At 64.3% G+C, this 10,983-nt stretch carries 13 protein-coding genes, 1 tRNA gene and 2 rRNA genes (1 of these 16 running past the window's edge); 5 read left to right on the forward strand and 11 right to left on the reverse strand.

The features are described 5' to 3' along the window. Positions 1-29: 29 nt before the first annotated feature. The 3 genes from HMP06_RS11995 to HMP06_RS12005 all read right to left on the reverse strand — a co-directional run bounded on the left by HMP06_RS11995 (position 30) and on the right by HMP06_RS12005 (position 3,117). Positions 30-1,343 carry a DNA-packaging protein gene (locus HMP06_RS11995; protein WP_232089643.1) on the reverse strand — a complete coding sequence of 438 codons (1,314 nt, stop codon included), beginning with the start codon at positions 1,341-1,343 and terminating at the stop codon, positions 30-32. Further along, positions 1,340-1,849, reverse strand: coding sequence for a hypothetical protein (locus tag HMP06_RS12000; protein ID WP_176497282.1), 510 nt, complete (start codon positions 1,847-1,849; stop codon positions 1,340-1,342). The genes HMP06_RS11995 and HMP06_RS12000 overlap by 4 nt, the downstream gene beginning before the upstream one ends. A 197-nt stretch (positions 1,850-2,046) precedes the next feature. Continuing rightward, on the reverse strand, positions 2,047-3,117 hold the full coding sequence (locus HMP06_RS12005) for a sensor histidine kinase (RefSeq protein ID WP_176497283.1): 1,071 nt from the start codon (positions 3,115-3,117) through the stop codon (positions 2,047-2,049). Between the two features lie 155 nt (positions 3,118-3,272). Here HMP06_RS12005 and HMP06_RS17985 point away from each other — a divergent pair, with 155 nt between their 5' ends. Together HMP06_RS17985 and HMP06_RS12010 are read left to right on the forward strand one after the other, a co-directional pair. Next, entirely contained in the window at positions 3,273-3,407 is a 135-nt protein-coding gene (locus tag HMP06_RS17985) for a hypothetical protein (RefSeq protein WP_269473374.1), read from the forward strand. Next, positions 3,404-3,544 carry a hypothetical protein gene (locus tag HMP06_RS12010; protein ID WP_176497284.1) on the forward strand — a complete coding sequence of 47 codons (141 nt, stop codon included), beginning with the start codon at positions 3,404-3,406 and terminating at the stop codon, positions 3,542-3,544. Before HMP06_RS17985 ends, HMP06_RS12010 begins: the two co-directional genes overlap by 4 nt. Positions 3,545-3,549: 5 nt before the next feature. On the opposite strand, the gene HMP06_RS12015 is transcribed toward HMP06_RS12010, so the two are convergent. The 3 genes from HMP06_RS12015 to HMP06_RS12025 form a co-directional block, all read right to left on the reverse strand. Continuing rightward, positions 3,550-4,116: a glycine zipper 2TM domain-containing protein gene (locus HMP06_RS12015; RefSeq protein ID WP_176497285.1), complete on the reverse strand. Its 567-nt coding sequence runs from the start codon at positions 4,114-4,116 to the stop codon at positions 3,550-3,552. A 66-nt stretch (positions 4,117-4,182) separates the two neighbouring features. Continuing rightward, entirely contained in the window at positions 4,183-5,124 is a 942-nt protein-coding gene (gene dapF, locus HMP06_RS12020) for a diaminopimelate epimerase (RefSeq protein WP_176497286.1), read from the reverse strand. A gap of 108 nt (positions 5,125-5,232) precedes the next feature. After that, positions 5,233-6,312, reverse strand: a complete 1,080-nt coding sequence (locus HMP06_RS12025) for a DUF2855 family protein (RefSeq protein WP_176497287.1) — start codon at positions 6,310-6,312, stop codon at positions 5,233-5,235. A 174-nt stretch (positions 6,313-6,486) separates the two neighbouring features. On the opposite strand from HMP06_RS12025, the gene HMP06_RS12030 reads away from it, so the two are divergent. Continuing rightward, positions 6,487-6,987: an Hcp family type VI secretion system effector gene (locus HMP06_RS12030; protein ID WP_176497288.1), complete on the forward strand. Its 501-nt coding sequence runs from the start codon at positions 6,487-6,489 to the stop codon at positions 6,985-6,987. A 20-nt stretch (positions 6,988-7,007) separates the two neighbouring features. On the opposite strand, the gene HMP06_RS12035 is transcribed toward HMP06_RS12030, so the two are convergent. Further along, entirely contained in the window at positions 7,008-7,583 is a 576-nt protein-coding gene (locus tag HMP06_RS12035; RefSeq protein WP_232089644.1) for an MOSC domain-containing protein, read from the reverse strand. Positions 7,584-7,588: 5 nt separating this feature from the next. Further along, positions 7,589-8,059, reverse strand: coding sequence for a DUF6456 domain-containing protein (locus HMP06_RS12040; protein ID WP_176497290.1), 471 nt, complete (start codon positions 8,057-8,059; stop codon positions 7,589-7,591). A gap of 92 nt (positions 8,060-8,151) precedes the next feature. On the opposite strand from HMP06_RS12040, the gene HMP06_RS12045 reads away from it, so the two are divergent. Both HMP06_RS12045 and HMP06_RS12050 read left to right on the forward strand, forming a co-directional pair. Further along, positions 8,152-8,715 (forward strand): helix-turn-helix domain-containing protein, encoded by a 564-nt coding sequence (locus HMP06_RS12045; protein ID WP_176497291.1) that lies wholly within the window; start codon positions 8,152-8,154, stop codon positions 8,713-8,715. Continuing rightward, positions 8,712-9,479 (forward strand): glutaminyl-peptide cyclotransferase, encoded by a 768-nt coding sequence (locus HMP06_RS12050; RefSeq protein ID WP_176497292.1) that lies wholly within the window; start codon positions 8,712-8,714, stop codon positions 9,477-9,479. The genes HMP06_RS12045 and HMP06_RS12050 overlap by 4 nt, the downstream gene beginning before the upstream one ends. 221 nt (positions 9,480-9,700) lie before the next feature. Here the strand turns inward: HMP06_RS12050 and HMP06_RS12055 are convergent. From HMP06_RS12055 to HMP06_RS12065, 3 genes are all read right to left on the reverse strand, one after another. Then, positions 9,701-9,777, reverse strand: a tRNA-Met gene (locus HMP06_RS12055). A gap of 119 nt (positions 9,778-9,896) precedes the next feature. Continuing rightward, a 5S ribosomal RNA gene (gene rrf, locus HMP06_RS12060) occupies positions 9,897-10,011 on the reverse strand. 179 nt (positions 10,012-10,190) lie between these two features. Next, positions 10,191-10,983 (reverse strand): 23S ribosomal RNA (locus tag HMP06_RS12065); it runs 2,002 nt beyond the window's last position.

Below are 10,983 nucleotides of genomic sequence, written 5' to 3' on the forward strand. Positions count from 1 at the left end.
CTTCCAGCGAGGGGCGGTAGAATGCAACCTCACAACTGCCGCACCCGCACCGCGCGCCGCTTGCGGAGCAGCAATTCGGTCAGCGCCCATACCAGCGCATCCGCCCGGTCGGGTGACCGGCCCGGCCCGTCATACCTCCCGCCGATCACGAAGCCGCACAATTCGTCCTCCAGATCCGGGAACGCCCCGACATGGCTGACCTTGCCGCGTTCGTACAACAACGAAACCGGCTCGGCCCGCGCCACCTTCGCTTGTGACGCATGGACGAGCGCAAGCGGCAGCGCGGCATCGGCGGCGAACAGCACGCTCGCCACCATATTGCCGCCCTGGTTCTTCTCGGCGATCACGCGGTCGGCCTTGTGCCGCTCCGCACACCGCACCACCGCGCGCGCCCATCCTTCCGGCGACAGGCCCGCCACGCTCGCATCCTCCAACACATAACCGCGCCCGTCCGCGCCCAGCGCGACCGCGACGATCCCGCACGCATCGCCTTCGGCACTCGCCGGGGGGTCGACCGCCACCACCGTCCGCACCACCTCGGGACACGCGCTCACGCGGCACTGCTCGATCATCGTGCGCGACCACAACGCGCCAACGACATCCGTAAGCAACTCGCCCGCAATCTCCTGCCGCCCCAGCCGCGTGCCGCCATATTGCGCCTCGATCGCCGCCAGGAAACTCGCCGGCAAATGCGGATTGTCATGGCTGCTCCCACGCGTCTCCACCATGTCGCGCATCGTCATGATCCGCTGCAGCAGCGGGATCGGCCGCGGCGTCGTCGTCACCACCGCGCGCGGCGTATCGCCGATGCGCAAGCCGAGCATCAGATTGTCCCACGCCGCATCGCCATAGCGCCATTTCGCCAGCTCGTCGCACCACGCCGCGCAATGTTCCGGCCCGCGCAGCTTCTCCGGTGCCGCCGCCGAGAAGATCGCCGCCCGCGCGCCACTGGCGAAGACCAGTTCGCCCGCACCGCTGCGATAATCCACCGCCTCGTCCACCCGCGCCACCTTCAGCAACCCCGCCTCGCCCTCGATCATCACGCGCCGCACGTCCTCCACGGTCGCCCCGACCAAAGCGATCCGCGCATCGGGCGTCGTGCGGGCGATTTCGCTGATCCACTCCGCCCCCGCGCGGGTCTTGCCGAAGCCACGGCCCGCCCGGATCAGCCACACCCGCCAGTCGCCCGGCGGCGCGATCTGCCCGCCGTGCGCCCAGATCGACCAGCGATCTTCATAATTGCGCTGCTGCCCGCGGGTCAGCGCGCGAAACAAGGATTTGCGCTCATTCTCCTCAAGCCGCCGAATGCGGCGTTGCATGTCCGCGTCGCTCTCCCGGCTCATGCCACGTCCCGCGCTTTCTCGATCGCGGCGAGCTTTTTGAGGATCGCCGCGTTGGTTTCATCATCGCTCGCCCGCTGCGGCGTTGGCCCGCCGCGCCGGGTTCGGCCGGTCCCGGTAACGGCGGCGCGGTGCTGGTTGAGCAGACGCAACGCCGCATCAAAATCGATCGGCGGATGATCGTCTGGGCGCGCCAGCGGGCCGGTCGCACCGCCACTGGCCAGCACATGCCCGACCAGCAACGTCTCGATCAGTTGATACCCCTGCTCCAGCGCCAGGCCCCATTCGACCAGAAACGCCGGATCGCGCCGCCGCAGCGCATAGACCGAGACCGGATCGACCCCGATCGCCGCCGCCGACAGCGACACGTTCGCCGTCGCCGCCAGCGTGTCGAGAAACTCCGCCTTCATTCGCCGGGTCCAGCGCACACGCTTGCCGCCCTTGCGCGCCAGCGGCTGCGTCGCGGTCAGCACAACCGCCGCCGCCTGGTTCCTCGTCTGAAATGCCATGTCTCGCGCCTCCCGTCTCGCGGCCAGAACGCAAAAAGGGCCAAAGGCGTCGCCGCCCCGGCCCAATTGCAATTCTGCATCGTTCCTGATATGTACCCAATCAGCGCGACGATGTCAAGCGCATTTTACCGATTTGGTTACAGACGTGGGTGGGAGGCTGTCCTGCCCGGCACCGGCCACCGGACGCTCCAGGCTAGCTAAAGCGCCGACGGCTTAACAATCGGCGCCCCGCCCTTCCCCATGCGAGACGCGACATGCTCCAGCGAGACCGCAGTGCCGGGCTTCTGATCGACCACCGAAATCTCGGCCTGAAGCTGTTTTGCCAGCGCCTGGACGATATTGGTCCCCAGCCCGGCCTTTGCTGCATCCGAGTCCGACGGGATGCCCACACCATCATCGGTGACCGACAGCGTCCAGTCCTCGCCTTTGCGGCCATAGCCGACGACGATCCGCCCCTGCCGATCATCGGGGAAGGCGTGTTTCAGCGCGTTGATCACCAACTCGGTGACGACAAGCCCAAGGCTGATCGAAACATTCGCCGCGACACTGCTATCGTCCGACGTGACGGTGATGCTGATCTGCTCGGGATCGTGGATCATCGACGCGCCAAGGCTGTCGCACAATTGGCTGAGATAGGGCTGCAGCTTGACGCGATCGACCGATGAAATCGCGAGCTGCCGCTGCACGGCGGCGATCGACATGACGCGATTGTGCGCATCCCGCAAATGCCCACGCGCCTCTTCGGACTGCACCTTTCGCGCGCTCTGCATCAGCACGCTCGCGATGATCTGAAGGCTGTTGGCGACACGGTGCTGTAATTCCTGCAGCAGCAGGCCCTTGTCGCGAACCAGATCCTCGTTCAGCTTCCGCGCGATCCGCGCTTCGGTGACATCCGAAATCGCCAGCAGCATCCGGATCGCACCGCCATCGCCGTAGTTCAGCTTGTGCGCATTCAGCACAAGACAACGCGTGTCCTGCCCTTCGCGGGTCAAGTCGAACTCATAATCCTTGACCTCCGCCAGACCCGCCGCCGTGGCCCGCAGCAGCGATTGCAATTGCGGGATCGCCCATTCCCCCGCGCCGAGCGAGGCGAAGTCCTTGCCGGCGATCGTCGTGCAATCCAAGTCGAAGGCGTGACAGAAGGCATTGCTCGCCGTCACGACGCGGCGATGTTCGTCGAGCAACAAGACCGGCGCATTCGAGGATGCGACGACCGCCAGGGCCAGGCTCAGACCAAGATCGACCGGCGCTTTTTGGGTGAGAGGCATAGCTGCCCTTTCCGCCTTTCAAACCCTCCAGCGGAAGAATCGAGATCGGCCGGGCTTACATGCGAAATACATGATCAATAAGCCTTTCGACCGAGGTAGCACGTTCCGCGCCCCACCACGCCACGAATTCGCCCACCCGCTACGCAGGCGGACGCGTGTCGGCCATTACGAAGCCGACGTGCTCGGCAAAGCCGTCGCCTGCCGCCTGCCGCCTGCGCCGTTTGGCCGCGCCGCCGGGGCTGCAATTGAGCGGCGGCGATGACGAGATTCCGGATTTTCAGGCGATGTGACGCCGATCAAGCCGCGCCTGCTGGATGCGCGCGGCCCCGACGATCACGATTCGGGCTGCGAAGAGGACAGCCAGGTCGCGCTCGGCGGCTACAGGACCGCGCATATGGTCGAGGCGTTCTGCCGCGACGATCGCTGACGGATTTACCGGCAGCGCACCTGCGCATTGTTCTGATCGACGCTCTTGCCGACCAACCCGCCCGCCAGTGCGCCCAGGATCGTCCCCACGCCGCGCGAATGCCCGCCGTCGATGACATTCCCAAGGATCCCGCCGCCAACCGCTCCAACAATAAGTCCCGTCGTACCGTCGTTGCGCTTGCAATAATATTGCCCGTCACTTCCGCGATAGACGCGATCATTACTTGTCAAAACGCGCTCCTGATAGCGCGAGTCGTTACGATAGTAGCGCGTAGGATCGTATCCAGCCTCGTCACGATCGTCATACCGCGGATCACTATAGCGTGGATCATTGTAACGGGGGTCATTGTAGCGAGGATCATTATACGATCCGCCACGCGGGTCGCGATAGCCACGCGCGCGCGCTTGCTGATATCGATCGAATTCCGCACGAAATGCGTTCAGTTCGCCGTTGAAGCGCTGCTGCGCCTGTTGGAAGCGCTGCTCCTCGGCCTGAGTCTGCGCCACCGCTGGCGTGGCTGCGACACTGCATGCCAGCGCCAGAGCGGGAACCAGTTTCGAAAGTAGACGCATGGCAGACCCTCCTGGGAATGTTACATTTCCTCAACGATACGCTTGGCGATCGGTTGCGGCAATGGGTCAGTCAGCCATTGCCGCGACTGCCGCCCGCCAGGCCGCAGTCTCAACGGCGAAGGTCTGCGTAATTTGCACCGGGCCCGCAACCGATCCGACGATTTCGACCGATCCGGCATAGTCATAGGTCGCATTGCCCGACAGCCGCACCATCCCATCTGCGGCGGCCTCGGCGCGCACCAGTCCGCCGCGGTTGAACACCGTCGCTTGCGTTCCGAACGCCAGCCGGCCGGTCCGGCACGCGGCGTAGGTCGATGCGGCCATCGCGCTGCCGCAACTGTCGGTTAGCCCGACCCCGCGTTCGAACGTCCGCACGAACAGCGCGTCGGCGCCGCGCAGTTCGACGAACGACACATTGGCGCGGTTGGGGAGCCAATCCGGTGCCGCCTCGCAACCGGCGCCGAGCATCACGAGTTCGTCCTCGTCGACTGCATCGACAAAGCTCACCAGATGCGGATTCGGGATCGCCACCGCCGTGAACCTGCGATTGCTGCCCAGTTCGGGGATCACCGCATCCACCACCTGCGCCGCGCCGGTCCGCATCGGCCAATGCGCCACGTCGAGATCCACCGGACCCGCCACTTCGCGGATCGTCATCACCCCCGGTGCGAGCGCGGGATCGAGCGCAACGCTGGCATGCGACGTCTTCAACCGCACCGTCGCCCGCTCCAGCCCGAGCGCCGCAAACCCGGCGCGCGCAACGCAGCGCAGGCCATTGAGGCAAGTCTCCGATTCGCTCCCATCCGCATTGAACATGCGCATGCCGAAATCGTGCGCGTCGTCGCCCGCGGTGAGCAAGAGCAACCCGTCGCCCCCCACCGTACCGGCGCGATCCGCGAGCGCCACGGCGACCCACGCCCAGGTCGCATCGTCGAGCGACACCGCACGCGCGTCGATCATCGGGAAATCGTTGCCCGAGCCATGGCATTTGATGAAGTCGAACCGCATGCCCGCCGCCATAGCGGCTTCACCCGCTCTGCGCGACCATGCTTTGCGCGGCCGCGATCAGCGCAGCACAGCGCGGTCGCGCGGTCGCGCGGGAAGCCCCCGCTGCCGTCACATCCGCACGATATACCCGGTTTCTGGCTTGGCCTGCCCCGCGACCTGGCCGCGCCAAACGCGCTGTAACGCGTCCATCCCTCTCGCCTCCTCCACCTGCACCAGTCCAGCCGCGGTATCGACGAAGCCGCGCCACTGCGCCGCCACGCCAGCATTGAAGCCATCCTGCCCGATTTCGCCGATCAGCGCCGTCGCGGCATCGGGCGCGAAGAACCACACCGGCTTCGGCCCCGGCAGCATTTCGCCCTCGCCGCGTTCGTCATGATGCGTGACGCCGACGCGCAGGCACTGTGCCATGCGATCAGGCAGGGCCGCGTAGAGCGCCTGCAACAACGCCATGTTGCCGGCAAAATCGATCACCACCGTGCTGCCCGTCAGCTCCAGCGTCTCCAGCGCATCATACGCCACCACTGCGTCATACAATCCGGTCCGCTCGACGAAGGCGACATTCCCCGCCCCGGTCAGCCCGATCCGGCGCACCATCGGGCTGCTCTCACGGCAGACATATGCAGTGCCAAGCGCGGTCTTGCTCGATGCGCTGGTCATCACCACGCTGTCCGCCCCATGCCAGCCCGCGCGGCGCAAAGTGTCCTCGATCAGGAAGCTCGTCAGGAACAGCGGCTCGAACAGCATCCGCATGTCTTCGCGCGCCGGATCATGCGCCGGGTCGGCGGCGAGGCGGCGATACTGGTTATAGACCGAGCTCATCGGCTGGCGATGCGCCGCCATGTCGCGGAACAGCCCGGCCGAGATCTTGCCGGGCTGCACCATCAGATGCGATGCCATCGGCAGATATCCGTAAACCCGCTCTCCAATGGCGATTTCCGGCACGGCCGACGCGACCACCCGCGCATAGCCCCACACCGGTACGATCCCCCAGCCTTCGGGTGCGGGGAAGAAGTTCCAATACCCGACCTGCTCGCCGACCACGGCATAGGTCACGTTGTTCGCAGTGACGGCAAACGCCTCGACCGTGAGCAACACCTCCCCCGCCGCGCACTCCGGCGCGATCGTTTCGTTGATCGCCAATTGCTCCAGCGCGTCCTTGCGCACCAGCATCTCACGCTTGACCGACATTGCTTGCTCCCGACAGGTGTGTGCCGATCATGCCGCAGCGCTGCAGGCGAGACCAGCGTTACCGATGTTGGATCAGCCCGACGCCCTATCGCGCGGTACGCGAGAATTCCCTAGCCTGGCGTATGCCTGATAGGCATGTCGGATCCACGAACCGTTGCCAAAGGAGCGCGCCCGATGGCCGTCAACACGTATCTGAAGTTCGCAGAGCCGACGATCACCGGAGAGTCGGTCGATCCCGAGCATATCGGCGAAATTCATGTCCTGTCGTGGAGCCACAGCTTCAACCAACCGGCCAAGGCAACGCGCAGCAGCGCGGGTGGCGGCACCGTCGAACACGCCAATCACGGTGATTTCACTTTCTCCAAATATCTCGACGCCGCGACCGACGATCTGCTGAAATATTGCTGGAACGGCAAGCAGATCGGCAAGGCGACGCTGCGTTGCTATCGCGGCGATGGGGAGGGAGCCGCAATCCTCTACCTCCAGATCGATCTGGAGGATATCATCGTCAGCAACATCAGCATCGGTGGCGGTGCGGGCGATCTGCCGACCGAGAGCATCTCGCTCGCATACGGCAAGGTGACCTATAGCTACACGGCACAAACGGGTCTCACTGGCGATGCTGATCGGCGGCAGCCAGTCTCGCACGATTTGATCAAGGGCGTGGTTCTCTGATCGACGGGTCGGGCCTCACCCTATACCGGCGCAAGCGCTTGAAACGGCCCCTCGGGCAACAGCACGCGCACAGTGTCACCTGGCCGCACATCCCCACCCCGGGCGACGATGGCCATAACCCCACCCTTGCGGATCAACGCGCCATCGGGCGCACGGCCGAGCAACGCCGCCATCAGGCCCGGCTGCACCGCCTCCAACTGTCGGCACGGATTGCGCAAGCCGGTGATCGTCACCGCAGCCGCAGCGCCGAGCAGAACCGTGGTTCCAACCGGAACCCCGAGCAACCCGACCCCGCGGACCAGCACATTTTCGCCAATTTTGCCCGGCGTCAGGTCGAACCCGGCTGCGGCCTGCTCAGCGAAAAGCTCCGCATGGATCAGATGCACTTGCCGCAAATTCGGCGCACGCGGGTCGCGCGCGATCCGGGAACGATGCTGTACGGTAACCCCGGCATCGGCATCGCCCGCCACACCCATCCCGGCGACGAGTGAAATCGCGTCGCGCACCGGCTTGGCAAACCGGTGCGCTCCGTCTGCCGCAACCGCCACGACCACGCCCGAGCCCACGCCAACGCCCTCCCGCGGAGGTTTCAGCACCTGTGTCATCCCAACCCATAATGATCCCCCAAGCGGTCGAGCGCCAGCGTCAGGACGATCCGGCCGGCGCGCTGGGGCCAGCCGAGCGCCTTTTCGGCCACCGGCAACCCCTCGCCCGCGCACACCACGCGCCACAGGACATCGCGCAAGCCCCGCCCGACTGCGTCCGTCGCGGCGTCGAAGCGGCGCTTGGCGGCGATCTGCGCGAGCGTCGGGTCGAGGCCCGCCGCCCCGCCATCGACGCGGGCGGCCCATTGCATCGTCACGCGCGGGCCCAATGCCGCCATCTCATAATCGGCCCGCAGCCGCTCGCCTGCCTCGAATTGCCGCGCATCGATCAGCGCGTGCGCGCGCAGCCAGCCGAGTGGCGATTCGGCGAGGTTTACCGTGACGTTCCGCCGCGCGCGGGCCGGCGCACCGCGCTTTCCGATCGGCATGTCATTCCCGTCCATTGCGCGTTCCACCAAGTCTCGCATCGCACCATCTCCCGCTTTCAATACGCGAAGGCGATTGCCATGACGGCGCAATTGTAGGACAGAGAAAAACCGATCTGGTTAGGAAAATGCCCATGATCACTGCTATTCGCGAGGTCCGTCGCGCCAAGGGGATGACGCTCGACGACGTCGCGCGCGCCTGCATCCCCCCCACCACGGCGCAGACGATCGGCCGGTTGGAGACCGGCACGCGCACCGTATCGGTCGGCTGGCTCAATCGCATCGCGGATGCGCTGGGCGTGCGCGCGGCAGATCTCGTGACCTTGCCCGATCGCGCCGATATCGCGGTGGCCGCCGTGCTCGACGCGAGCGGCGCGCATGCCCCCAAACGCCCCGCCACGATCGTAGCGCCGACTGCTACGCCCGATCATGTCGCCGTCTCGGTGCAGACCGGGGTGGGTGATTACCGCGCCGGCGACGAAATTTGGTGCACGCGGATCGCACCCGATCGGTTCGTCAGCGCGCTCAATCGCGACGTGCTCGTCCCGCGCCCGGTGGGGCGCTTTCTGTTCGGGCGCCTGATCGGGCGCGAGGACGGCAAGCTCCATTTGCTCCCGCTCGGCCCCGGCGCACGCCAGCAAGTGGTTGCCGATCCGGCGTGGATCGCAATGGCGGCTACGTTGGTTCGGTTGTTATGATCCGCACTGCCCTCCTTTTCGCGGCGTTCGCGCTGCAGGCCACGCCCGAACCGCCCGCGCCTGCGCCCCCGCCGATTGAACAGGCGCGGATTCTCGCGACCTATCCACACGACACCTCGGCTTTCACCGAAGGGTTGCTGATCGATCGCGGCACATTGTACGAAAGCACGGGACGCGAGGGGCAGTCCGATATCCGGCGCGTCGATCTGAAGACCGGCCGCGTTCTGGCGCGCGCGAAGATCGCCGCATCGCTGTTCGGCGAAGGGATCGTCGCGTGGCGCAATCAGTTGTTCAGCGTAACGTGGCATGGCGGCCAGGGATTTCGCTGGACGCTGCCCGCGCTGAAACGCAGCGGCGGTTTCCGCTACACTGGAGAGGGCTGGGCGATGACCGACGACGGCCATCATCTGATCCTGTCGGACGGGACGCCGGTTTTGCGCTTTCTCGATCCGGCGACGCAAAAGGTCGTTCGGCGGTTGACCGTGACGATCGACGGACGCCCGCTCGAGCGCCTCAATGAACTGGAATTTGTCCGTGGGGAACTGCTCGCGAACGTCTGGATGACGCGCTACATCGTGCGGATCGATCCCGTGTCGGGCAAGGTCAAGGGGATCATCGATCTCACCCCCTTGATCGCGCAGGTTGCGCTCACGGACCGCGATTCGGTGGCCAACGGCATTGCATATGATCGTGATGCCGACAAACTTTATGCGACCGGCAAGAATTGGCCGACACTTTTCCAGATCGCGCTGCCGGGAGCGTGAGACCGCGTAAAGGTGCGGGGACCGCATTGTCCGAGGTGGCCTGCCGCGTCCGGGCCGTTGGATCCAACGCCGATCCGGTTGGTCGCTGCGGCCAAGGCCCCGCCGAGTGGATATAACTCGATCCTTCGGTCAGCCGATCGGTCGTGGGATCGAGACGCAGACGAGAAAAGAGCAAAAAAAGCCGCCCCAGGATTTCCTGAGACGGATTATGAAAAGGATGTTGGTTGCGGGGACAGGATTTGAACCTGTGACCTTCAGGTTATGAGCCTGACGAGCTACCGGGCTGCTCCACCCCGCGTCAACGGTATATCCGGGAGAGACGCAAACGCCTCCGACGAATCGGAGGCGCGCGGCCCTAACGGGCGAGACATTTGAATGGGTTCTGAGATAAAATCCGCGCTGTTCACCGGCTACAATGCCTGGCGACGACCTACTCTTCCAGCACTTAAGTGCTAGTACCATCGGCGCAGTCTGGTTTCACGGCCGAGTTCGGGATGGGATCGGGTGGGGCACAGACGCTATAGCCACCAAGCAATGAAGCCGGTGAACGGCGGGATTTGGGTCTCATGGCGCTCCCGGCAAAGGGAGCGCCTTAAAATCGATGCACGCATTACCATGTGTTACGTAGTTTTATCAGGCGTTGCTCTTAATCATCCGACACATCGTCTGATCAATGCTGGTTTACCCAGGATTGTCATTGATGGTGGGACTCTCAAGCGCGAATAGAGCAATTAGTATCGGTTAGCTCCATGGATTACTCCACTTCTACATCCGATCTATCAACGTCATGGTCTCTGACGGCTCTATGAAATCTTATCTCGAGGGAGGCTTCCCGCTTAGATGCTTTCAGCGGTTATCCCGTCCATACATAGCTACCCTGCTGCGCTCTTGGCAGAACGACAGGTACACCAGAGGTATGTTCAACCCGGTCCTCTCGTACTAGGGTCAACTCCTCTCAAATTTCGACGCCCACGGCAGATAGGGACCAAACTGTCTCGCGACGTTCTGAACCCAGCTCACGTACCACTTTAATTGGCGAACAGCCAAACCCTTGGGACCTGCTCCAGCCCCAGGATGTGATGAGCCGACATCGAGGTGCCAAACAACCCCGTCGATATGAGCTCTTGGGGGTTATCAGCCTGTTATCCCCGGCGTACCTTTTATCCGTTGAGCGATGGCCCTTCCACGAGGGACCACCGGATCACTATGACCGACTTTCGTCTCTGCTCGACTTGTCAGTCTCACAGTCAGGCGGGCTTATGCCATTGCACTCTAACAGACGGTTTCCAACCGTCCTGAGCCCACCATTGCGCGCCTCCGTTACTCTTTAGGAGGCGACCGCCCCAGTCAAACTACCCGCCACAGAGGGTCCCTGATCCAGTTTCATGGATCGAGGTTAGACATCAGAAAACAACAGGGTGGTATTTCACCTATGGCTCCACGTCAGCTGGCGCCGACGCTTCAAAGCCTCCCACCTATGCTACACAGTTCTTTCCTAATGCCA

It is taken from the genome of Sphingomonas sp. HMP6, assembly GCF_013374095.1.
Lineage (GTDB): Bacteria > Pseudomonadota > Alphaproteobacteria > Sphingomonadales > Sphingomonadaceae > Sphingomonas.

Excerpts from the sequence above, each read along its gene's own strand:
- HMP06_RS11995 (WP_232089643.1), bottom strand. The coding sequence starts at position 1,343 with ATGAGCCGGGAGAGCGACGCGGACATGCAACGCCGCATTCGGCGGCTT.
- HMP06_RS12000 (WP_176497282.1), bottom strand. The coding sequence starts at position 1,849 with ATGGCATTTCAGACGAGGAACCAGGCGGCGGCGGTTGTGCTGACCGCG.
- HMP06_RS12005 (WP_176497283.1), bottom strand. The coding sequence starts at position 3,117 with ATGCCTCTCACCCAAAAAGCGCCGGTCGATCTTGGTCTGAGCCTGGCC.
- HMP06_RS12015 (WP_176497285.1), bottom strand. The coding sequence starts at position 4,116 with ATGCGTCTACTTTCGAAACTGGTTCCCGCTCTGGCGCTGGCATGCAGT.
- dapF (WP_176497286.1), bottom strand. The coding sequence starts at position 5,124 with ATGCGGTTCGACTTCATCAAATGCCATGGCTCGGGCAACGATTTCCCG.
- HMP06_RS12025 (WP_176497287.1), bottom strand. The coding sequence starts at position 6,312 with ATGTCGGTCAAGCGTGAGATGCTGGTGCGCAAGGACGCGCTGGAGCAA.
- HMP06_RS12030 (WP_176497288.1), top strand. The coding sequence starts at position 6,487 with ATGGCCGTCAACACGTATCTGAAGTTCGCAGAGCCGACGATCACCGGA.
- HMP06_RS12040 (WP_176497290.1), bottom strand. The coding sequence starts at position 8,059 with ATGCGAGACTTGGTGGAACGCGCAATGGACGGGAATGACATGCCGATC.
- HMP06_RS12045 (WP_176497291.1), top strand. The coding sequence starts at position 8,152 with ATGATCACTGCTATTCGCGAGGTCCGTCGCGCCAAGGGGATGACGCTC.
- HMP06_RS12050 (WP_176497292.1), top strand. The coding sequence starts at position 8,712 with ATGATCCGCACTGCCCTCCTTTTCGCGGCGTTCGCGCTGCAGGCCACG.